Annotated in this window: 17 protein-coding genes; 11 read left to right on the top strand and 6 right to left on the bottom strand. The window is 39.1% G+C overall.

The genetic code is table 11. The annotated features are described in order from the left end of the window. The first annotated feature begins 137 nt into the window (after nt 1–137). Together FGK98_RS08845 and FGK98_RS08840 are read left to right on the top strand one after the other, a co-directional pair. Entirely contained in the window at nt 138–833 is a 696-nt protein-coding gene (locus tag FGK98_RS08845) for a GNAT family N-acetyltransferase (RefSeq protein WP_138100875.1), read from the top strand. Between the two features lie 11 nt (nt 834–844). Continuing rightward, nucleotides 845–1,261, top strand: coding sequence for a GNAT family N-acetyltransferase (locus tag FGK98_RS08840; protein WP_138100874.1), 417 nt, complete (start codon nt 845–847; stop codon nt 1,259–1,261). 189 nt (nt 1,262–1,450) lie between these two features. On the opposite strand, the gene FGK98_RS08835 is transcribed toward FGK98_RS08840, so the two are convergent. Together FGK98_RS08835 and FGK98_RS08830 are read right to left on the bottom strand one after the other, a co-directional pair. After that, a complete protein-coding gene (locus tag FGK98_RS08835; protein ID WP_138100873.1) occupies nt 1,451–2,329 on the bottom strand; it encodes an AraC family transcriptional regulator in 879 nt (292 codons plus the stop codon). A 75-nt stretch (nt 2,330–2,404) separates the two neighbouring features. Then, nucleotides 2,405–3,604 (bottom strand): L-lactate MFS transporter, encoded by a 1,200-nt coding sequence (locus tag FGK98_RS08830; RefSeq protein WP_138100872.1) that lies wholly within the window; start codon nt 3,602–3,604, stop codon nt 2,405–2,407. 218 nt (nt 3,605–3,822) lie between these two features. Between FGK98_RS08830 and FGK98_RS08825 the strand changes: the two genes are divergently transcribed. The 5 genes from FGK98_RS08825 to FGK98_RS08805 all read left to right on the top strand — a co-directional run bounded on the left by FGK98_RS08825 (nt 3,823) and on the right by FGK98_RS08805 (nt 10,157). Next, entirely contained in the window at nt 3,823–4,431 is a 609-nt protein-coding gene (locus FGK98_RS08825; protein ID WP_138100871.1) for an NADPH-dependent FMN reductase, read from the top strand. A gap of 25 nt (nt 4,432–4,456) precedes the next feature. Continuing rightward, nucleotides 4,457–6,868, top strand: coding sequence for a flavocytochrome c (locus tag FGK98_RS08820; protein WP_138100870.1), 2,412 nt, complete (start codon nt 4,457–4,459; stop codon nt 6,866–6,868). Between the two features lie 287 nt (nt 6,869–7,155). Continuing rightward, nucleotides 7,156–8,154, top strand: a complete 999-nt coding sequence (ruvB, locus tag FGK98_RS08815; protein WP_138100869.1) for a Holliday junction branch migration DNA helicase RuvB — start codon at nt 7,156–7,158, stop codon at nt 8,152–8,154. Further along, entirely contained in the window at nt 8,135–8,707 is a 573-nt protein-coding gene (locus FGK98_RS08810) for a nucleotidyltransferase family protein (RefSeq protein WP_171011136.1), read from the top strand. Before ruvB ends, FGK98_RS08810 begins: the two co-directional genes overlap by 20 nt. A gap of 445 nt (nt 8,708–9,152) precedes the next feature. Beyond that, on the top strand, nt 9,153–10,157 hold the full coding sequence (locus FGK98_RS08805; protein ID WP_138100868.1) for a sugar transferase: 1,005 nt from the start codon (nt 9,153–9,155) through the stop codon (nt 10,155–10,157). Nucleotides 10,158–10,420: 263 nt separating this feature from the next. On the opposite strand, the gene FGK98_RS08800 is transcribed toward FGK98_RS08805, so the two are convergent. Beyond that, complete coding sequence (locus FGK98_RS08800) at nt 10,421–10,834, bottom strand: EamA family transporter (RefSeq protein ID WP_125448855.1); 414 nt, start codon at nt 10,832–10,834, stop codon at nt 10,421–10,423. A gap of 241 nt (nt 10,835–11,075) precedes the next feature. On the opposite strand from FGK98_RS08800, the gene glmS reads away from it, so the two are divergent. After that, the gene (gene glmS, locus FGK98_RS08795; protein WP_138100867.1) at nt 11,076–12,884 is read left to right on the top strand and encodes a glutamine--fructose-6-phosphate transaminase (isomerizing); all 1,809 of its coding nucleotides are present in this window, start codon (nt 11,076–11,078) and stop codon (nt 12,882–12,884) included. A gap of 362 nt (nt 12,885–13,246) precedes the next feature. On the opposite strand, the gene FGK98_RS08790 is transcribed toward glmS, so the two are convergent. The 3 genes from FGK98_RS08790 to FGK98_RS08780 form a co-directional block, all read right to left on the bottom strand. Next, nucleotides 13,247–15,502, bottom strand: a complete 2,256-nt coding sequence (locus FGK98_RS08790) for a DEAD/DEAH box helicase family protein (protein ID WP_277871366.1) — start codon at nt 15,500–15,502, stop codon at nt 13,247–13,249. 106 nt (nt 15,503–15,608) lie between these two features. Next, nucleotides 15,609–17,936 carry an N-6 DNA methylase gene (locus tag FGK98_RS08785; RefSeq protein WP_138100866.1) on the bottom strand — a complete coding sequence of 776 codons (2,328 nt, stop codon included), beginning with the start codon at nt 17,934–17,936 and terminating at the stop codon, nt 15,609–15,611. A 714-nt stretch (nt 17,937–18,650) separates the two neighbouring features. Next, nucleotides 18,651–19,508 (bottom strand): 5'-nucleotidase, lipoprotein e(P4) family, encoded by an 858-nt coding sequence (locus FGK98_RS08780; protein WP_138100865.1) that lies wholly within the window; start codon nt 19,506–19,508, stop codon nt 18,651–18,653. Nucleotides 19,509–19,875: 367 nt separating this feature from the next. On the opposite strand from FGK98_RS08780, the gene FGK98_RS08775 reads away from it, so the two are divergent. The 3 genes from FGK98_RS08775 to FGK98_RS08765 are packed head-to-tail and all read left to right on the top strand — an operon-like array spanning nt 19,876 to nt 22,097. Next, the gene (locus FGK98_RS08775) at nt 19,876–20,880 is read left to right on the top strand and encodes a uroporphyrinogen decarboxylase family protein (RefSeq protein WP_138100864.1); all 1,005 of its coding nucleotides are present in this window, start codon (nt 19,876–19,878) and stop codon (nt 20,878–20,880) included. A gap of 12 nt (nt 20,881–20,892) precedes the next feature. Continuing rightward, the gene (locus tag FGK98_RS08770) at nt 20,893–21,096 is read left to right on the top strand and encodes a hypothetical protein (protein ID WP_138100863.1); all 204 of its coding nucleotides are present in this window, start codon (nt 20,893–20,895) and stop codon (nt 21,094–21,096) included. Between the two features lie 2 nt (nt 21,097–21,098). Further along, nucleotides 21,099–22,097, top strand: a complete 999-nt coding sequence (locus tag FGK98_RS08765) for a uroporphyrinogen decarboxylase family protein (RefSeq protein ID WP_138100862.1) — start codon at nt 21,099–21,101, stop codon at nt 22,095–22,097. The last annotated feature ends 1 nt before the right edge of the window (nt 22,098 follow it).

Genomic DNA, 22,098 nt, shown 5'->3' with positions numbered 1-22,098 from the left:
AAATTGGTTAATATTGTTGTGAAATAAGAAATGAATCCTTCAGAGTTAGAATCTGGAGGATTTTTTGAATGTTTGCATGAAAGTATGATATACTATGTGCAATTATAAAGTTTGAAAAGCAAAACAAGGAGAAAGCGATGCCAGTAAATGAATATGGTCAGATGGTTGGGGAGACAATGAAAGATTATAAACCCGGTGAATTGCCTTCCATTGATTTTTTAGAAGGACGTTATGCTCGAGTCGAGGCTCTATCGGTGGAAAAGCATGCAGAGGATTTGCTAGCTGTTTATGGACCTGATACTCTTCGGGAGATGTGGACCTACCTCTTTCAGGAACCAGTGGCAGATAGGGAGGAACTGGTCAGCCTTTTAAATCAGATGTTGGCTCGTAAGGACCGTTTTTACTATGCGATTATAGATAAGGCAACTGGTAAGGCCTTGGGAACTTTTTCTCTCATGCGCATTGATCAGAATAACCGAGTAATAGAAGTGGGTGCCGTCACCTTTTCACCAGCACTTAAGGGGACGAGGATAGGGACAGAGGCTCAATATCTCCTAGCTCGCTATGTTTTTGAGGAGCTCAACTATCGTCGCTACGAGTGGAAATGCGATGCTCTAAATTTGCCATCAAGACGAGCAGCAGAACGTTTGGGCTTTGTCTATGAAGGAACCTTCCGTCAGGCTGTCGTTTATAAGGGGCGAACTAGAGATACGGATTGGCTGGCTATGATTGATAAGGACTGGCCTCAAGTCAAAACACGTTTGGAAGCATGGCTGCGTCCTGAAAATTTTGATAAAAATGGGCAGCAGTACAAGAGTTTGAGAGAACTCTAAGAGGTGGTGACATGATTAGCGTTAGAAAGCAAGAAGTTGTCAAGTTAGGAGATGTGTTGCATCTCTATCAGGCAGTCGGTTGGACAAACTATACACATCAACCCCAAATGCTGGAGAAGGCCTTGTCTCACTCACTAGCGATTTATCTGGCACTTGATGGTGATGCTGTTATGGGCTTGGTTCGTTTGGTCGGAGATGGTTTTTCATCGGTTTTTGTTCAGGATTTGATCGTATTGCCTAGCTATCAGCGCCAAGGAATTGGTAGCGACTTGGTGAAAGAGGCTTTAGGGGATTACAAAGATGCCTATCAGATTCAACTGATGACAGACCAAACAGAGAAAAACTTGAGATTCTACCGTTCCTTGGGTTTTGAAACCTTATCTACTTATGATTGCACAGGAATGATTTGGGTAGATCGAAAAAAATAAAATAATTATTTTTCTTAAGTAAAGTTTAAGTCTCCTCGTGTATCATATAGTCATTAGATAAAGACCTCCTAACTTTATTTAATGAAATCCTAAACTTTTCTTTTTCATAATAATCTCCCTAAAGAGGCCACCCAATCAGGTGGCTTTTTTGTTTGAAAAAACTCCTTAGAAAAGACTAAGGAGAAAGAATCATGTTTTCTTTTTAAGTTGTTGGTTTCGATACTGTCTAGGTGTTAAATGATAGTGTTGCTTAAATTGACGGTTGAAGTTTGAAAGGTTGGTGAAACCGACTTGGCTTGCAATTTCTTGAATGCTGAGATTGGTTTGGACGAGTTTCTCACAGGATTTCTCAAGACGTAACTGGAGCAGGTAGTCCATACAACTGGCTCCAGTATGTTGCTTGAAAATACTCATAAAGTGATTTTTACTATATCCAAATGTTGCAGCCAGTTGTTCAATATGAATGGCTTCTGAGTAGTGCTGTTCAAGGTAGCAAATCACTTCTTTTAGTTTTTGGTATTTTTGGTAGGTATCATCTGTATAGTGTCGATTGACATATCTATACTTAAAGAGAAGATGAAGCAATTCGTATAGTTTAGATTTTATGAGTAGATCGTAGTATATGCCTTTTTCTTCAAGGATAGAAAAGAGGGAAAGAAGGCAGGGTTGAATTTGATCATAGGCCTTATCGACTGATGATATTCGAGGAGTAAGGTAAAAGTGACCAGATTGGATGGGTTGGATATAGCGTTGGCTAAAGCTATCAATTTGACTTCTCCCAAGATAATCTAGATGGATCCGAAAGTTGGTAGAAAATAGTTCTTGATCTTTGTGAGAATAGATAGCATGGAGAGAGGTCGGTTGGATAAGAAAAATATCTCCTTCACGACTTTCAAAGCGTTCTGAGTTGATATGAACGATGGCAGAACCCTTTGTAACATAAATAATCTCTAGTTCAGGATGACAATGATAGATTGTGTCAGGAGACGTTTTGGATAAGATTTGTTTTTCAAAATCATATGGGAAGTCAGATGGGTTATCTCGTAAGAAACGTGAACGGTCTGCCATGGTAAATCCTCCCAATATTCTATTACTACTTTTATTATACCAAAAAAACTTCCTTATCTAGGAAGTTTTCGAGTTTTAAGCTTTCTTTTTCATATAAAAAATAGTAAGCATAAGTCCAATGAAGGCCAAAGCAACAGCAACATAAAAAGCTACACTATAATTTCCATTATTAGCCATTGCCATTTGAACAGCGACTTTAGGAGCGAAAAATGCTGCTAAAGAATATCCAGTGAAGACGATACCGTAGTTGACCCCTTGATTTGCAGGACCGTAATTTTCCATGACGATAGATGGGAAGACCCCCATAACACCACCAAAGCAGATACCAAGCCCAATAATTCCTAAGGTAAACCCGAATTGGCCAGGAACGATAGTTAGGGAGAATAAAGCTAGGACAATGACAGAATAGATAATCAATAAGGTCTTTGAACGGCCAATTTTATCAGAAAGTGATCCCCAGATAAAACGACCACTAGAGTTTGCGATTGAATAAAGAGAGACATAGAGAGCTGCAGTGCCTGCAGAGAGTCCAAACATTGATTGACCGATTGGTGATGCTTGAGAGGCAATCATCAAACCAGAAAAGGCGCCGACAAAAAACATGCTAATGATAATGTAAAACAGAGGACTTTGTAGCATTTGTTTCCAGTTTTTATTAGTAGCTCCTTGCTTAGTTTGTACTGGAGCTTTCCAGCCTGCTGGTTGGTATCCACTTGGAGCTGCTTTGATAAAGAAAATTGCACAGATGATAACAACAATATAGACTAGCCCAATTGTACGAAAAGCAAAGAAGGCATCTTGTTGTTGAATGAGATTGCTTGCGACTGGAGAAGCGATGACTGCGGCAAATCCCATGCCGCCTGTCAGAATTCCAGAGGCTAAGCCACGTTTATCAGGGAAGAGGCGAAGTGAATTGGAGAGGGCACCTGAATAGGCAAAACCTTGACCAAGCCCGGCCATTAATCCATAGGTCAAATAAAGCATGGCTGGTGAATTGGCATAGCCGGTTAAGTAAAATCCGCTAGCAAATAGGAGAGCACCGAGGGCGATGGTCCATTTTACATAACCTTTGTCAACTAAATAACCTCCTAGAATCATGGGGATAGGACCAATTGCAGAGTTGATAGCAAATGCTAACATAATATCAGACATGGACCAGCCTGTTGAACTGCTAAGTGGTCCGGCAAAAACAGAAAAGGAATAGACGGCACCTGTACAAAGAAGAATGGCTGTAGACGCGACTAAAATCCGCCAACGATTGAATGTCTCTTTCATAAAAACATCCTCCTTAAATGTATATTTTTTCACCAAAAATATATCATAGTTAAGGAAGATGGTCAATAGTTTATGAAGATGTTTTGTTAATTTTTTCACGAACTTATACTAAAGTACGATAATCTGATAGAATAACACGGTCTTTATTATCAAGGATTTACAAGATTTTCTAAAGTAGTATAATGAAAGTAGATTAAATAAATGAAAGGGGTACCAAGATGAAACTAGTTGCTATCGTTGGAACCAATTCGGATCGCTCAACCAATCGGAAACTATTGAAATTTATGCAAAAGCACTTTTCGGATAAAGCCGACATTGAGGTATTGGAAATCAAACAATTGCCAGCATTTAACGAACCTGAGGACAAGCAAGCGCCAGCTGAAGTTCAAGCTTTTTCAGAAAAAATTCTTGCCACAGATGGTGTGATTATTTCAACACCTGAGTACAATCACACAATACCAGCACCTTTGGCCTCTGCTTTGGAGTGGATTGCTTATACTAGTCGTGCCTTAATCAATAAACCAACTATGATTGTAGGTGCTTCTCTAGGCTTGCTAGGAACATCTAGAGCGCAGGCACATTTACGTCAGATTTTAGATGCGCCGGAGCTTAAAGCGAGAGTAATGCCTGGTACAGAGTTCTTTTTAGGTCATTCTGAGCAAGTCCTAGATGATGAGTGTCATTTGAATAATCCTGAAAAGGTTGCAGAACTGGAAGAACATTTTTCAGAGTTTCAAAATTTTGTTGAATTAACAAAAGCTTTAGTAAAACCTGAAGATACAAATCGAAAAAAATCATTCATCTGGGAAGAATGGTTGAAAGCATAAGTATTTCAAGAAAGGAGAACAATCCATGAAATTAGTAGCTATTGTTGGGACTAATGCAAAAAAATCCTATAATCGCAACCTGTTGCAATTTATGAAAAGACATTTTGCTCAGAAAGCGGATATTGAGATTTTAGAAATAACAGATGTACCAATGTTCAATGAAACAGATGATCAAACAGATACACCTATTATTCAGAAGTTTAATAAAGCTATTTCAGAAGCTGATGGTGTCATTATCTCGACACCCGAGCACAATCATACGATTCCATCAAGTTTGAATAGCTTGCTCGAGTGGTTGTCTTTTAACATTCATCCACTAGACGGAAAGCCGACCATGATTGTCGGAGCTTCCTACGATATTCAAGGTTCTTCACGTGCCCAACTTCATCTTCGTCAGATTCTGGATGCTCCTGGGGTAAATGCAACAGTTATGCCAGGTAGTGAGTTTTTACTTGGTCGAGCGCATCGAGCGTTTGATGACAATGGAGATTTGATTGATGAGCGAACCGTTGATTTCCTAGATAGTTGTTTTTATCGCTTCCTTCGCTTTGTATCTATTGCAAACCAACTAAACCTTCCTGAAGAAGTTCGCTTTGAACCGGGGACTTACCATGTTACAACTGAAGGCCATAATGGTAAATTGCCGATGGATGTTACGATTTCTGAGGACCGTATTGAAAAAATTGAAATCGATTCTTCTGGAGAATCTTCAGGAATCGCAGATGTCGTCTTTACCCGTATTCCAGCAGAAATCATTGAGGGGCAAACATTAAATGTTGATGCGGTGTCAGGAGCTTCTGTGACTTCAAATGGTGTTTTAGATGGAGTTGCGCGTGCAGTCAAACAAGCAGGTGCAAATCCAGATGTTTTACGCAAGCGTTCAAAAGCGCCATCTGCCCTAGATAAAGAAGATAAGACCTATCAGGCAGACGTTGTCGTCGTAGGAGGTGGGGGAGCTGGTTTAGCTGCGGCTGCTGCAGTCTTACAAGCTGGTAAGAAGCCAATTGTTGTTGAGAAATTTCCTGCAATTGGAGGAAATACTGTTCGTGCAGGTGGTCCAATGAATGCACCAGATCCAGCATGGCAAGGAACCTTCGCAGCTCATCCAGGTGAGGCACATACGCTTCAAGAATTGATTGCGACAGATGAATCAACGATTGACCCAGAATATTTAGAGGACTTTAGAGCCTTGAAAATTGAGGTTGAACAGTATTTGCAGGACCCAAGCTATTTGTTCGATTCTACCTTGCTCTATCGTATCCAAACCTATATCGGTGGGAAACGAAAAGATTTACAAGGAAATGAAATTCATGGCCAATACGATTTGGTTTCTGTTTTAACCGAACGGGCCCTAGAGTCTGTTCGTTGGTTGGAAGACATCGGTGTTGAATTTGTTCGTAGTGAAGTGACAATGCCAGTTGGAGCCCTTTGGCGTCGTGGCCATAAGCCGGTTCAACCAATGGGGTATGCCTTTATATCTGTCCTACAAAAATATGTTCTAGAACATGGTGGCAAGATTTTGACAGATTCTCCAGTTAAAGAATTGCTTGTAAAAGACGGGGCTGTCAAGGGTGTCAGAGCAGAAGGTCGAAACGGTCAAACCATCATTGTCAATGCAGATGCTGTTGTTCTAGCTTCTGGAGGATTTGGTGCCAATACCAAGATGCTACAAAAATACAATACCTACTGGACTGAAATTGCAGATGATATTGCCACATCTAATACACCGGCTGTAACAGGAGATGGTATTCTTTTAGGGCAAAGTGTAGGTGCAGATTTGGTGGGTATGGGCTTTAGTCAAATGATGCCAGTATCCGATCCAATGACAGGAGCCCTCTTCTCAGGACTTCAAGTTCCTCCAGCAAACTTCATCATGGTAAATACTGAAGGGAAGCGATTTGTAGATGAGTACGGTAGCCGAGACAAGCTATCTCAAGCGGCGATTGATAATGGAGGCTTGTTCTATCTAATCGCAGATGAACGTATCAAGGAAACTGCCTACAATACTAGCCAAGAAAAAATCGATGCCCAAGTCAAAGCAGGCACTCTATATCGTGCAGATACGATAGAAGAGTTGGCGGTTCAGATTGGTGTGGATCCACAAATTCTAGTGGAAACGATTAAGAATTACAATTCCTATGTAGATGCAGGTTTTGATCCTGAATTTAATAAAGGTAGTTTTGATCTCAAGTGTGAGGTTGCGCCATTTTACGCAACACCGAGAAAACCTGCTGTTCACCATACAATGGGTGGGCTCAAGATTGATACTTCAACACACGTTTTGAATGAAAAAGGTCAGATTATCCCTGGTTTATATGCTGCTGGCGAAGTCGCAGGTGGACTCCATGCAGGTAACCGTCTAGGAGGAAATTCGCTTACGGATATCTTTACTTTTGGACGTATTGCAGGTCAAACAGCTGTTAAAGAAAATTGTTAGTGATTGATTTAAAAATTAAGGAAATTTTAAGTCTCCTTGTGTATTATATAATCATTAAATAAAGACCTCCTAATACTCTTCGAAAATCTCACCATACTTCGTTAGAGTCGACTTAGCTAACTATAGTTATGCTTGCATCTATCTGCCTAGTCTGATTTCGATTTTCATTGAGTACCCTTTATTTAATGAAATCCTAAACTTTTCTTTTTCATAATAATCTCCCTAAAGAGGCCACCCAATCAGGTGGCTTTTTTGTTTGTGGCTTGGATTTTTGATATAATAGAGCCATGAGTAGAATTTTAGATAATGAAATCATGGGGGATGAGGAGTTAGTAGAACGTACGCTCCGTCCTCAGTATTTACGTGAATATATTGGGCAGGATAAGGTCAAGAATCAGCTTCAAATCTTTATCGAAGCAGCGAAGATGCGGGATGAAGCACTGGATCATGTACTCTTATTTGGGCCTCCAGGTTTGGGGAAAACGACCATGGCCTTTGTTATTGCCAATGAACTGGGAGTCAATCTCAAGCAAACATCAGGTCCTGTCATTGAAAAAGCGGGGGATCTGGTAGCGATTTTGAATGATTTGGAACCTGGAGACGTCCTCTTTATTGACGAAATTCATCGCCTGCCCATGTCGGTGGAAGAGGTACTTTATAGTGCCATGGAGGACTTTTACATCGACATTATGATTGGTGCAGGGGAAGGCAGTCGCAGTGTCCATTTGGACTTGCCACCTTTTACCTTGATTGGTGCGACGACCCGTGCGGGTATGCTCTCAAATCCTCTGCGAGCACGTTTCGGGATCACAGGTCATATGGAATACTACGCCCACGCTGACTTGACGGAAATTGTTGAGCGAACAGCAAATATTTTTGAGATGGAAATCACCCATGAGGCAGCTGCTGAGTTGGCGCTCCGTAGTCGAGGGACTCCCCGTATTGCCAATCGTCTCCTCAAGCGCGTGCGCGACTTTGCCCAGATTATGGGGGATGGCTTAATCGATGATGTCATTACGGATAAGGCCTTGACCATGCTGGATATAGACCATGAAGGGTTGGACTATGTGGACCAGAAAATCCTTCGTACTATGATTGAGATGTATGGTGGTGGTCCTGTAGGCCTCGGGACTCTTTCTGTTAATATTGCCGAGGAGCGTGAGACGGTGGAGGATATGTATGAACCTTACCTGATCCAGAAAGGTTTTATCATGCGAACACGGTCTGGACGGGTTGCAACGGCTAAGGCCTATGAGCATTTGGGCTATGAGTACAATGAAAAATGAACAAGAAATCCTAGATAGTGTTAGTGAAAATCCTGATATGATGGCTATTCTGACCATCATCCGTAACCTTGGTTTGAAAGACTCTTGGCTGGCAGCTGGCTCGGTTCGAAATTTTATCTGGAATCTCTTTTCAGACAAAACCCCTTTTGACCATGAAACAGATGTGGATGTGATTTTCTTTGATCCAGATGTTTCTTATGAGGAAACAGTATCCCTAGAGAAAAAGCTGAGAGAAGATTTCCCTCAGTATCAGTGGGAGTTGAAAAATCAGGTCTATATGCACCTACACAGTCCCCACACTGCACCCTACACGAGTTCTAGTGATGCTATGAGTAAGTATCCCGAGAGCTGCACGGCGGTAGGCCTTCGCTTGCATGCTGACGCAACTTTAGAGCTCTTTGCCCCCTATGGTCTAGAGGATATTTTAAAGTTTCAGGTTTCCCCGACTCCTTATTTCCTAGAGAATGAAGACCGAATGAAACTCTATCAAGAGCGGTTGTTCAAGAAAAAATGGCAAGAAAAATGGAAAAATCTGACTTTCTCAAATCTCTAAAAAGAAGTGAGTGACTTGATCACATAAGAATTCGATACGTGAGCTTGTAGTCATCACAAGATAAACAGAGAAATCTAAAGGTGCAAAAAATTATATACTTAACAGGAACAACTCATTCAATCTATCATAGCTAACAAAAATACCGAATTTGTGAGATTAAGTGAGAAAAATATCTACTGGATCTATCCTTATTGTTCTTGGAAGATAAGAACCAATAAAAATCTTAGCCACCTTATCTATAGATTTGTACTTAAAGGATTAAAACTGATAACTAGAAAATGAGTCTTCTCGGATAGAATGCTGGATCAGCATTATTCTAAAATGATGAGATTATGACTTCAAGTAGCTAATTCAAGCTTGAACATTGGCATATAAACGCTTTTGAAAAGTCGTAAATTATGATATAATGTTTAGAGCAATTACTGAGACGAGGATTTAAAAAACAATGAAAGTACATTTCACAAATTTATTTGGGCAAGCATCAACGAGTGTGGCCTTAATGGCGCAGAACAATGTCATGAAAATTGTTCGAGAGTTTGGAGTTAATGAGCTGGGGATCTATTTTTATGATGCAAGCCATGAACCGTGGGGAGAACTGAACTCGCGGATGGATGGAATTGTCGCGGGTGTATCTTATGGAGATGTCGTTTTTTTCCAATCTCCTTCATGGAATAGTGTTGAATGGGACAATCACTTGGTAGAAAAGTTAAAGCTTTCTCATGTAAAAATAGTGATGTTTATCCATGATGTTCAGCCACTAATGTTTGAGAGCAATTATTATCTTATGAAGGCTCACATTGACATGTATAACAAGTGTGATGTGGTGGTAGTACCATCAGAACAAATGTACCAGAAACTCGTTTCAGAAGGATTAACCGTCAAGAACTATGTTGTTCAAAAACTTTGGGATCTTCCCCATGGTTTGGAACTCTATACTCCAAAATTTGAGAAAAAATTAATCTTCTCAGGAGACCCATCTCGTTTTCCACATATTGTTGACTGGAAACACAGTACCCCCCTTCATGTTTATGCTACGAGAGCAGAGGGAGTAGATTATTCAAAAGTCCATCTTGAAGGGTGGCGAACTCAGCAGGAATTATTGTTGGAGTTGTCTAAAGGAGGAGGCTTTGGCCTAGTATGGGGAAATTCCGAAAATCCTGCGGAAGAGCGTGACTACTACAAAGAAAATGTTTCTTATAAGTTGACAACTTATCTAGCCGCGGGTATTCCGGTGGTTGTACCAGACTATCTTTCTAATGCGGACTACATCCGTGAAAAAGGTTTGGGCTTTGTCGTGTCCAGTTTGGAAGAAGCTAGCCGCCTGGTTCAGGAATGTACGGCAGAAGAGTATGATCAAATGGTCACAAGAGCAAAATATACAGCTTACTTAATAAAAAATGGTTATTTCACAAAGAAATTGTTTATTGATTCCATGATGCTCTTAGATTAGCCAAAAGTAGGTCATCGGTTTACTACATTCAGATTTAGAAAGGCAAAATTTCAAGTCGAAGTTAGCCACCTGAGATAATTAGTTTTTTGTCAACTGTGTAGTGGGGTGATGAAAAACCACATCTTGGAGGGAACCAATTTGGTTCTCTCCTTTTTGCTAGACGCTTGAAGCTGATTTCCTGTACTTATAAATTTAGACGTAACAAAATACCCCCAAAACTATCTAACTTTTTTGGGGAAGGTCATATATGGAGGGGGAGAGGATTACAAAATCATCACCAAGGTTCCAATCGTAATCAGGATACAGCCAATGATTGTTTTAAACGTCAGGACATCCTGTAGCAAGAAAAAGGCTAAAACGAGTGTAATGACGAGACTAAACTTATCGACAGCAGATACCTCAGTCGCATTACCCATCTGCAAGGCCTTGTAGTAGCAGAGCCAGGAGGCACCTGTTGCCAATCCAGATAGGATGAGAAAGAGCCAACTTTTTCTACTGATGTTGACAATTTCAGTCTGACTATTGGTCAGGAAAACCATAGCCCAAGCCATAAGAATGACGACGACCGTACGAATGGCTGTTGCTAGATTGGACGGTACTCCCTCAATCCCAATTTTGGCTAAAATAGAAGTTAAGGCTGCAAAGACAGCAGATAAAAGTGCGAAGAAAAACCACATGGTAACTACCTCCTCTCTCTATTATAAGTAATCGAGTCCTACTTGTCATATAAGTAATCGAGTCCTACTTGTCAGTTCTCAAGTGAAATCGCGCTCTACTGGCATTTTAAAAAGCTATACCAATTTTTATGCTTGACAAGAAAGAAAAACAAGTATATACTGTCTTTGCTGGTCCTGTAAAAGGAAAATCAGACTATACCAATTTAAGGGGAAAGCACAGCTGGTCTGTGTCGTATATACTATGTGTGGAATTGTCGGTGTTGTTGGAAACACAAATGCAACTGATATTTTGATTCAAGGGCTTGAGAAACTCGAATACCGTGGCTATGATTCTGCGGGAATTTTTGTCCTAGGTGGTGCTGAAAATCACCTAGTCAAGGCTGTAGGGCGTATCGCAGAATTGTCTGCTAAAACTACTGGCGTTGAGGGAACAACTGGTATCGGACATACGCGTTGGGCGACTCATGGGAAACCAACCGAGGACAATGCTCACCCACATCGCTCTGAGACTGAACGTTTTGTCTTGGTGCACAATGGAGTGATTGAGAACTACCTCGAAATCAAGGAAGAATACCTTGCAGGTCACCACTTCAAGGGGCAAACAGATACGGAAATCGCCGTTCACTTGATTGGAAAATTTGCGGAAGAAGATGGTCTCTCAGTTCTTGAAGCCTTCAAAAAAGCCCTTCACATCATCCGTGGTTCTTATGCCTTCGCCTTGATTGACTCTGAAAATCCAGATGTCATCTATGTCGCTAAGAACAAATCACCACTTTTGATTGGTCTTGGAGATGGCTACAATATGGTCTGCTCAGATGCTATGGCAATGATTCGTGAGACCAACCAATACATGGAAATTCATGACCAAGAGTTGGTAATTGTCAAGGCTGACAGTGTTGAAGTGCAAGACTATGATGGCAATAGCCGTGAGCGTGCTAGCTACACTGCTGAACTTGATTTGTCTGATATCGGTAAGGGAACTTACCCTTACTATATGCTCAAGGAAATCGATGAGCAACCAACGGTGATGCGTAAACTCATTCAAGCCTACACGGATGAGGTGGGTCAAGTAGTGGTAGACCCAGCTATCATCAAGGCTGTTCAAGAGGCGGATCGCATCTACATCCTTGCGGCTGGAACTTCTTACCACGCAGGATTTGCTTCTAAGAAGATGCTGGAAGAATTGACGGATACACCAGTGGAGCTTGGAATCTCATCTGAGTGGGGCTACGGTATGCCACTTCTCAGCAAGAAACCTCTCTTCATCTTCATCAGCCAGTCTGGTGAAACAGCGGATAGCCGTCAGGTTTTGGTCAAGGCCAATGAAATGGGGATTCCAAGCTTGACAGTTACAAACGTGCCAGGATCAACTCTTTCACGTGAAGCCAACCATACCATGCTCCTTCACGCGGGTCCTGAAATCGCGGTGGCTTCAACTAAGGCTTATACAGCGCAAATTGCAGCCCTTGCCTTTCTTGCAAAAGCAGTTGGAGAAGCAAATGGCAATGCTAAAGCACAAGCTTTTGATCTGATTCGTGAGTTGTCTATCGTGGCTCAGTCTATCGAAGCAACTCTTTCTGAGAAAGAAACGATTGATACTAAAGTTCGTGAGCTTCTTGAAACCACTCGCAACGCTTTTTACATCGGACGTGGTCAAGACTACTATGTAGCCATGGAAGCTAGTCTCAAGCTCAAAGAGATTTCTTACATCCAGTGTGAAGGTTTTGCGGCTGGAGAACTCAAGCACGGAACCATTGCCTTGATTGAAGAAGGAACGCCTGTCTTGGCCCTCTTGTCAGATCCGGTCCTTGCCAACCATACTCGTGGAAATATCCAAGAGGTCGCAGCTCGTGGTGCCAAAGTCCTTACCATCGCAGAAGAGAATGTTGCTAAAGAAACAGACGATATCGTCCTTACGACCGTACACCCTTACCTCTCACCAATCTCAATGGTCGTACCAACGCAGTTGGTTGCTTACTTTGCAACCCTCCACCGTGGTCTTGATGTGGACAAACCGCGTAACCTTGCTAAGTCAGTAACAGTAGAATAAGCTAAAAAAGTCTAGTCCGCCTAGACTTTTTTGCTCTTCCTTGTTATACTTGAGTGAGGAGCCACTGTATTAATGACTAAGTTATTTATCCTGAAAAGAAATAAAGTATTATTGCTATGCTAGGCTGGATTAGTCCCAAACTTAGAGGGAATCAAAAGAATAGAAAGAACGATTTTTGATAGTGCGATAAAACTTCCATTCTAATGAAAAACTATGATAGCTACACAAAGATTAATGGGGACTATAGTTTTGATACAAGGGATAGAGCATGCTATCTAGTGGAATATATATTAGTTTATACCAAGTACAAGATAAAATAGCAAAAAAGGCGATTATCCAAGCGGAAATCGTCTTTTTGCTACTTAGAATAAGTCCAGCCTAATATTTCCACCAAAATGTGGTTTTTCAAGAGCCACCTGTGCTAATTGATTGAGTGTTTGTTTACTATTTTCTTGATTATAGAATTTAAGTCCTTTGATGATAACTCCATCAACTTCATCCTCGAAAATCAAATCTTCTTGATGGTCGTTGATGTATGAAAGAAGTTCCTCCTTCCATCTATCTTTTTCTGCCAATTGTTCACCTTTGGGTTCAATGAAGATTTGAAGATAGTAATACTTATTTTGAAGAAGTAGGATAAAGTCTGGTTGAAATCCTGAAAAATTGATTTCCCGTGGATTCTCTTCAAATTGGTGCAATTTCAATTGTTCAACTTTATCTGTACCTTTTAGCATGTTTTCGTCCATCCGAACGAGGAAAACATCACCGTATTGTTCTCTTAGTTCCTCAATATGATTGGCAATAGCATTAACTAAATTTTCTTCATTTCTATTGATTATAGCTGATTGATAAGCAAAAAAGTCAAATTTTTCAAAACTAATATTAGCTACTTTTTGTTCAATGTAGGAGTCACTCTGTTTGGCTGTATCATAATTAGGTATTCGTTTGCGATAATTAACGAGATATTCTGTAATTGGATATCCGATAAAGCGGTTTGTACCTCTTGCTTTGCGATAACCCGCCTTTATTTGGGCAGTCAGTAGGTTAAAAAAGTTATCAACAATTTTCAGCTTTTCCATAGCAGAAAAATCTTCTACAATGGTTTCTTTTTCTGTTGTGACAGAGAGTGTAAGATTTTGCAAATCTAGCCAATTTTCGCCCCAAAAATCTTCCATAGACTTGAGATTTGGAAGATATCTTTTCAGATTTTCAAATCGGAAAAAGTTAGAGCGGCTAATTGATTTTTTAAAATAACGAATATCAATTCCCCTCAATTGGGACGTTTTTAACTCTGTTGCTTCAGCTGAAAGGTAAGCTGTTTCATAGGTGGATTTAAAATAGGTTACATTGGCTAGCTTAGAAATTTCAATACCATATGCACGTAAATTCACATAGTGACTGTCAGGAATTTCCTCAGTTTCATTATAGTAAAGCTTACCTGTTTGAAAGATTTGGGTTTTCTTGAAAGAGGGTTTTAGTTTGATTTCAATTGGAGGATTTTTTTCATCAGTTCCAGTCGCAAGATTCATCTTGTCAAGTGATGCCATCAAATTCTTGATGTATTGTGGTTCATTAAGGGTATGGTAGTGTAATGTTTCCAACAAAAGACTTGCTGTTTCATCTGATTCATCAAATCGTCTTTGGTAAGAAATTTTTTGATTTAAGGAGAAAGGATTGTATCGTGCCCCACGTCCGATCAACTGAGCCTCGGAATTGGTTGATTTAGCATTTCTTTTATCATTCATTTTTCCCAAGTTGCTAATACGAACGATATCGTAAAGATTGAGGACATCCCAACCTTCTGTTAATTTTGCTACGGCAAAGACTACACGATACAGATTATTAGGCGATTCAAGCGAATTGAGGGCTTGATACTGTCCTGTTTCTAGCAATCCTTTTGAACTACTGTCTGAATCATTTGCATTTAGAATTCTAGCTGGTGAAAAACCACGCTTAATTTCTCGAACAACAGTTGAAAGATCATCCTTTTCGAGATAATACTGGTAAGCGAGCTGTAGGGTATGGCTTTGCTCTTCTGATACACTTCTCAATTGCGAAATAAGGAACGATCTTAAACTTTCCACAGTCAAACTATCAATCATCCCATTGAATAGATTATTTGCTTCATAGGAAGCATCAATTTTATGTGATTTGAAAAGAATGACTGGTTTTATCTCAATCCCAAATTTTTCTAGAGCAAATTTGCGACGATATTCACTCAGAAGAACGGTACTAAGCATATTATCTTCATTGGAATTCCCTGTCTGAATGCGTCTTACATTTTTTGAATATCGCTCTTTGATGTATGAATCCAAGGTATAACGGTAAATAATCTTATCTCGATATTTTTGATAAATGGTCTCATCGTCAAAATCAAGTGTTGCTGTAAATTCCAACAAGAGATTATCAGCATGTGCGTGAAGAAGAGAAAATAGGCTTTTTTCCCATGAGATTTTTTCCAATTCTGTTTTATTTTTCTTTTTCGTAGAAGCAGAATAGTGATGGGCTTCATCCGCCAGAATAACCATATTTGTCTTTTGGTAATCTTTTAATGACATGATATTTTCTGCCTGTGTGAATAGGTCATTTGTCAACGTCTGAATCGAAATAAACTTAATATTAATTACATTTGGGAACTATATACCAGTTTATACCAACCATAATATGTAGTATTTTCAACGATACCAAAAAGACGACTTCCTTTCGGAAATCGTCTTTATTTGATTATAGATTTTTGCCATGAGGTAGTGTTTTGATATATTTTTCCATAAAGTCCCAATCGGGTTCATATTTCCCATTGGGATTTTTTTTAGCTGGTAATCTAATCATTGTTTTAGTTAAGTTTGTCTTGTACTTTCTTCCGAATGAATATCTGTATCTTTCTTTATCTAAAATAGTTACAATAAACATAGCGTTATATCTGTTTAGATTAGTGTTTCTTCCAACAGAGAGTGTAGTAGAGCCGATGAAATCATGGTCTATATAATTAGTATAACCAACTGAACCTTGCCCATCACAAATGAAAACAATACAATTTCCTCTGGTTGTTAGTTCTGGAACGTTTTTAACCCATTCCATAAATCCACCGTCTGATTTTTTTGCCCCTATATATTCTATATCTGAGCCTTCTTCAAGTAATTCTGTGGCATTTTTACACTTACAACTTTCTAATTCAAATATCCCCCCTTTTCCTGCCAACTTAAAATACTTCCAATCGGAAGTGTCTAATTCAGTACCATTTGTTTTCAATGCTTGGTCTTGGTGTCGTAATGAGTATGCTCGATATTCATTTATAGACTTCTGGAATTCTAAACTATGAGTATCAGAATAATCAGTTTCCATATATGCTTCTGCCAGCCATTCATCAGTTTCATTAACTTGTTTTACGATAGATTTTCCAATTTTACTGGTTCTATTCCAAAATAATTCTAACCATTCTTTTTCTATTTCTTTCCATACACCTTTACCAGATGGGTCAGTTTTTTCAACTCGTCCTAAGTTTTTCTTTTTCATGAATCCATCATCTTTGTAGTAACCAAAAAATGTTTCTTTGATATTAGCTTTTGAATGTCGTACACCTAGATTAAATACCATACAACAAGCTGAAGCGTTAGCCCCTGGATGAAATACATCAGGAGGTAGTGAAAATACTGCTTCAAGCGTGTGCTTTTTCATCATTTCTTTTTTATAGCGTTTGATTTCCTTCTCTTTCGAGCTACCAATAGCACATTGCATAGGTAATAATACAACAAGTTTTCCAGTTTTGACTTTTTCAGCTATTTCGTAAACAAAGTGAAACCCCTTAGAAGGGTCGGTGTTTGTTTTGGAAGACCATTCAGCAACATACTCTTTTTTACAATGTTTTCTTTGAGCATTATAAGGAGGATTCATTAACACAACATTTACACCTTTATCAACATAATTATCCTCATTAAAACAACTACCTTTGACAATATTTGAATTTCCATCGCCATGAATTAGCATATTGGTTGTTGATAAACCGAAAGCAGTATCTTCAAATTCTATACCATATATCTGGTGCTTCTTGACATTCTTTCGTTCTTCTTCTGTATCACAATCATCGAGTGCTTCAGTTAATGCTCTTACTAGAAATGCTCCGCTACCACAACAAGGGTCTAAAACCACAGAATTTCTATTTATTCCTGCGACCTTACACATGAAATGTACTATATGGTCAGGAGTAAAAGCCTGATTTTTATCTGCTTTACCAACATACTTATTGAAGGTAGTAAAGAAAAGGTTTAGCAAATCTTGTCCTGCTGTATTTTTGTCGTTAATATATGGTAATATATCCTTCTTGATTTTTCTCAAAATTATGGAAAAATCTTCTTTGGGAAGCTCCCTTACATCTTGTGAATCAAGTACATTATTTTTTAAGATAGTTAATTTTGTGGCTTTGTTTAAGTCCTTTTCTAACAAGTTGGTTAAGATAATTTCAATTCCTGAAATTATCTGTTTTGTTTCCAACCCTTCAAAAGTAAGACTATATTTTAAAGATAAGAGACAAGTACCTACAAATTGACTACGAATTTTTTCGTTTATTCCATATTTATGTAGCAGTTCATTTAATGAGTAAGTGTTTTGAACTAATTTCAGGCGATTATTTTTTGTTCCGAAAAACAAGTCGAAATAATACTCTAAATTCTGTATGGTATACTCATTTTTATTGGCATTGTTTGAACTGATGATTCCACTATCATCTGTCCAGATTAGAAAATCATCGTTTTTAGTATTCGCAAGTATAGCAACTATTCTATTATTTGTAAGTTGTTTTTCATAACTTACATAGGCTTCTAACTGCTCGAAATCTTTTTCATTATAAGATGCTTTTGTTTCTACTAATACTGTCAGACCACCATTTTCAAAGCGAATATCTAAGTCTTTGTATTTTCGTTTGTAGTGCTCTTTTTGAAAATCCGCTATATTTTTTCCGACTTCTTTTAGAGCTTTCTGGTAACTAAACTCATCATTTTCAATGTTTGATGTAAGGTATTCTTTTCCAATAGTTTGTATTATTTCAATACGTTTCACTATGCCACCTCACTTTCATACACAACAGAAAAGACCTTCTCACAAAAATGTGAAAAAGTCTGTTTTAGGGCTTGACAAAAAATCCGCTTGATTACATAATCAGCGTGAGCTGTGAGCTGTGAGCTGTGAGCTGTGAGCTGTGAGCTGTGAGCTGTGATTGCTTTCATACCAATCGTTCCTTTACTTTTTGATAGCTCTATTATATCAAAATTTCTAAATTTTGCATATTTGCTTTCCCTGACGGATAGTCGTGTATAAACCACTTAGAAAATATGATTTATGGCTACATCTATACTAAATGAAATACATTTTGAATTGAAAAAGTCCGTTTCTCAAAGAATTGATGGTAAATTGATTGAAGTTCAGACTAGTCTGCCCGAAGTATTTTACGACAAATACATGAAATTTTGCGATAGAAAGTACTGATTTTGTTATAAATCATCGTTTTTCAACTCAATTAACAAAGGTTGTGTTTATGATGCGTTAAAAGAAAGTATCAAAAATAGATAGGAAAGTAATTGCTAGATATATGGCGGATCTAGAAGCCCTTGAAATAGTCTATGGTATGAACTGGTTAGCAGATTATATGAGCGAACACTCTGAGGAATTTAGTCCTTATTAAAAGACGATTTCCGCTTGGAAGTCGTCTTTTTTGATATTCTCGCAAATACGATATCTTATGGTTGGTGTAAACTGGTATATAGCTCCCTTATTTTATTTATCAAAACCTTGTAAGTTTTTTTGGCGCTCTTCAGTTTGACCCTTGGCATCCAATTTATTACCATTGTAAACAGTGCTTTCCCATGATCCATACATTGGGTTAGGGAAAATGATGAATTTCTCACCAAACTCTTTTTGTAGTTCCTCTAATTTTTGGTCGCGCTCAGTTTCAGAGGTCTTTGAAAACTCTGCAAAGTCCACAAGATTGTCTCCTAGTAGCATGACTAAGTTGGTTTTTTCTTGGACTGCTTGTCTACGACCTTCTTTAGATTTGACGCCTTTTTCTAAGAACATGAGATGATCGCGGCTTTGTACAGGAATTCCTTCGTTTTCTAGGTTTTTGATCGTATCATCTACCTGATCTATCGTGCGGTCAGATACATAGTAAATTTGGACACCGTTTTTGTCTGCAAATTGGAGGAAGTCTTTAGCACCTGGTACAGCCTTGGCTGAGGCTTTTTTTACCCAGACATCCCAGTTTTCTGGGGTAAATGCTGTTCCGTCTTTGACATTTTGAGCTTGATAAGGACTGTTGTCTAATACTGTTTCGTCCAAGTCCAAAACGATAGAGTAGGGTTTATCTGTCTGTGTTTTTAGTAGTTCTTTCAAACGATCAGTAGCGACATTATAGCCTTGTAGATAGAGTGCCTTGGTTTCAGCTGCTTTTTGATACCAAAGAGTTGACATAGTGTTCTCTCTTGAACGCAACTGATCGTAGGTCATTGTAACCTGACTATCAGATGTACTACTTTGTGTTGTCTGTGAATTTGCCGAATTTGTGCCACAACCAGTCAGTAAAATGACGGAAGCAAGTGTAGAAGTAATTGTAATAGTGACTTTGGATATTTTCATAATCCCATCCTCCTAATAATAGTCTATTAATATTGTAGCGTTTTCATGGGATTTGTGCAAGGAAATATCGAGAGAAAATAAATTTTTCAGTACTAATTCGGTATTAGGATAAAATTATGTACTTAATTTGGGAATGAAGTTGTATATAAAAAAATTCAATCGGCTTGATAGAAAATCTATATCAGTTCCTTTTTGAAAAATAGATAAAAATAAAGAGAATCTTTGAAAAGCTAGTAAAATCAAGCTTTTCAGAGATTCTTTTCGCTATTGATATAAATAATCTCAATCAGGTCGATAGTCAATATATATTGGGAAAAGGCGAAAAGGAGTGGTAAGATGGTTTCAATCCAAATGGAAGGAGAAAAGTATGACAAGTAAAAGAGAACTAGTTTTTAGAGCCATCCGAGGAGAAGAGGTGGAACGGGTTCCTGTTGGCTTTTGGTTTCATTTTGTAACACTGGAGGAAAAAGGACAAGGTCTAAATAATCCACGTATCTTTCAAAAAAGTGTAGAGGGACATCGGAAATACGTTGAAAGAATTCATCCTGATTTTGTCAAAATAATGAGTGACGGCTTTTTCATTTATCCAAGTAATGTCTATAGTCCGTTGGTCTCAAGTGTTCAGGAGTTGGCTTCTATTGAGTCAATTGGTGAAAACCATCCTTGGATTCAGCAACAAGTAGAAGTGGTACAAGCCATTCGAGTAACCTTCACTGAGGAGATTGCTTCATTCTACAATATCTTTTCTCCGATTTCCTACCTGAAACGGTGGTTTCGTACAGAAACTTCTAGAGGTGATAAGGAGGTTGCAGATCTTTTTCTTGAAAATCCAGAGCTATTCAGGGAGATTTTAGGTGTGATAGCTGAGGATATCGCTATCCTAACCAAGGCAATCATTCAGGATGGTGGAGCAGATGGGATTTACCTCAGTACACAAGAAATTCAGGATGAGCGCATCACAGCAGAATTGTATCAGACCTATATTGAGCCAAGCAACATAAAAGTTTTAGAAGCTGCTAATCAGGTAGGCGGGGTAAATATCCTGCATATCTGCGGTTTCCAAGGTGCCAGTAACGATGTGACTATTTTCAAAGATTATCCAGCCCAGGTTTTCAACTGGGCAACCCACCATGAAGCAGTCAGTTTGCCTCAAGGTCAGGAGCTATTCCATGGCAAAGCGGTCTTGGGTGGTTTTGAAAATGGGAAGCAGAGCCTGCTTTATGGAGGTAGCAAGGCTGAACTACAAGAGGAAACCAAACGATTGTTAGCTGAGGCTGGGACTAGAGGAGTCCTTCTTGGAGCGGATTGCACAGTTCCAGATGACTTTGAATTAGAAAGATTGGACTGGATTCGTCAAGCTGCTGTTTTATAATAGGAGGTCCTTATGAAAAGAAGAAAGTGGCTATTGGCAGGGATGGTCCTCAGCTTTGTAATATTACTTGTGATCAGTCTTAGCAAGGGTTTGACTTGTAAGGGAAATCCAAGATGTCACGGAGTTCAGGATTTTCAGAAAGGAAGTCTTCCTTTTATTCAAACCAATGATATTGCCAGTGTTTTATTAATTGAAAAAGAAAGAAATGGAGAATAGAGATGTCAGAAAAAAGAGAATGGGTTTTAAAAGCATTTAAAGGTGAAAAGGTTGATCGTGTGCCAGTTGGTTTTTGGCATCATTTCACATCCGAAGACGAATGGCTACACGGTTTCTCAAATCCAGCCATTATCGAGAAGAATATCGAGGGCCATAAGCGCTTTATCCGAGAAGTTCAGCCAGACTTTATCAAACTCATGAGTGATGGCTACTTTGCTTATCCAAATCCAGCGATTGCCAAAGGAAAATCACTTCAAGAGTTGGCGAGCATTCAACCACTCGGACCAGACCACGCTTGGATAAAAGAGCAGGTGGACTTGGTTAAGAAAATCAAGCAAGAGTTTACAGAAGATATCGTTGCCATTTACAATATATTTGCTCCTGTGACCTACCTCAAATGGTTGCTTGGGGAAGTGTCTGGTGGAGATGATCTCATTGCAGAATTCTTAGTTCAAGATCCTCAGAAATTAAAAAAAGTCCTCGATGTGATTGCGCAAGATATCGCTAGTTTGAGTCAAGCTATTATTAGAGATGCAGGAGCAGACGGTATCTATCTCAGTGTGCAAAGCATTCAGGATGCGCGTGTTTCTGTTGAAGATTATCAGGAGATTATTGCGCCGAGTGAACTGACCGTTTTAAATGCAGCTAAATCGGTTGGCGGGCTCAATATCCTTCATATCTGTGGCTATGAAGGAGCCCGAAACGATATTCATATCTTCGCTGACTATCCAGCTCATGTTTTTAACTGGGCAGTTGGTCCAGAAGGGATTAGTCTAAAAGAAGGTCGTGAGATTTTCAAGGGTCGTACTGTTTTGGGAGGATTTGAAAACGGAAAAGAGGGCCTTCTATATCGAGGCAGTAAGGAAGAAATTCAAGCTGAAACCAAACGCTTGATAGAAGAAACAGGTAAAGATGGCCTCATACTTGGAGCAGATTGTACCATTCCGAGCGATATTGCAGTGGAGCGTATCCAGTGGGTGAGAGAAGCATTAGCTAAATAAA

Origin of the sequence: Streptococcus australis (assembly GCF_901543175.1) — a bacterium.
Classification (GTDB): domain Bacteria; phylum Bacillota; class Bacilli; order Lactobacillales; family Streptococcaceae; genus Streptococcus; species Streptococcus australis_A.
This window is presented reverse-complemented; position numbering and strand designations above follow the sequence as displayed.

Bases quoted from the DNA above. Each gene is read 5' to 3' on its own strand.
- FGK98_RS08825 (WP_138100871.1), top strand. From the start codon at position 3,823: ATGAAACTAGTTGCTATCGTTGGAACCAATTCGGATCGCTCAACCAAT.
- FGK98_RS08805 (WP_138100868.1), top strand. From the start codon at position 9,153: ATGAAAGTACATTTCACAAATTTATTTGGGCAAGCATCAACGAGTGTG.
- FGK98_RS08775 (WP_138100864.1), top strand. From the start codon at position 19,876: ATGACAAGTAAAAGAGAACTAGTTTTTAGAGCCATCCGAGGAGAAGAG.
- glmS (WP_138100867.1), top strand. From the start codon at position 11,076: ATGTGTGGAATTGTCGGTGTTGTTGGAAACACAAATGCAACTGATATT.
- FGK98_RS08835 (WP_138100873.1), bottom strand. From the start codon at position 2,329: ATGGCAGACCGTTCACGTTTCTTACGAGATAACCCATCTGACTTCCCA.
- FGK98_RS08820 (WP_138100870.1), top strand. From the start codon at position 4,457: ATGAAATTAGTAGCTATTGTTGGGACTAATGCAAAAAAATCCTATAAT.
- FGK98_RS08765 (WP_138100862.1), top strand. From the start codon at position 21,099: ATGTCAGAAAAAAGAGAATGGGTTTTAAAAGCATTTAAAGGTGAAAAG.
- FGK98_RS08840 (WP_138100874.1), top strand. From the start codon at position 845: ATGATTAGCGTTAGAAAGCAAGAAGTTGTCAAGTTAGGAGATGTGTTG.
- FGK98_RS08800 (WP_125448855.1), bottom strand. From the start codon at position 10,834: ATGTGGTTTTTCTTCGCACTTTTATCTGCTGTCTTTGCAGCCTTAACT.
- FGK98_RS08845 (WP_138100875.1), top strand. From the start codon at position 138: ATGCCAGTAAATGAATATGGTCAGATGGTTGGGGAGACAATGAAAGAT.
- FGK98_RS08780 (WP_138100865.1), bottom strand. From the start codon at position 19,508: ATGAAAATATCCAAAGTCACTATTACAATTACTTCTACACTTGCTTCC.
- FGK98_RS08830 (WP_138100872.1), bottom strand. From the start codon at position 3,604: ATGAAAGAGACATTCAATCGTTGGCGGATTTTAGTCGCGTCTACAGCC.
- ruvB (WP_138100869.1), top strand. From the start codon at position 7,156: ATGAGTAGAATTTTAGATAATGAAATCATGGGGGATGAGGAGTTAGTA.
- FGK98_RS08770 (WP_138100863.1), top strand. From the start codon at position 20,893: ATGAAAAGAAGAAAGTGGCTATTGGCAGGGATGGTCCTCAGCTTTGTA.
- FGK98_RS08810 (WP_171011136.1), top strand. From the start codon at position 8,135: ATGAGTACAATGAAAAATGAACAAGAAATCCTAGATAGTGTTAGTGAA.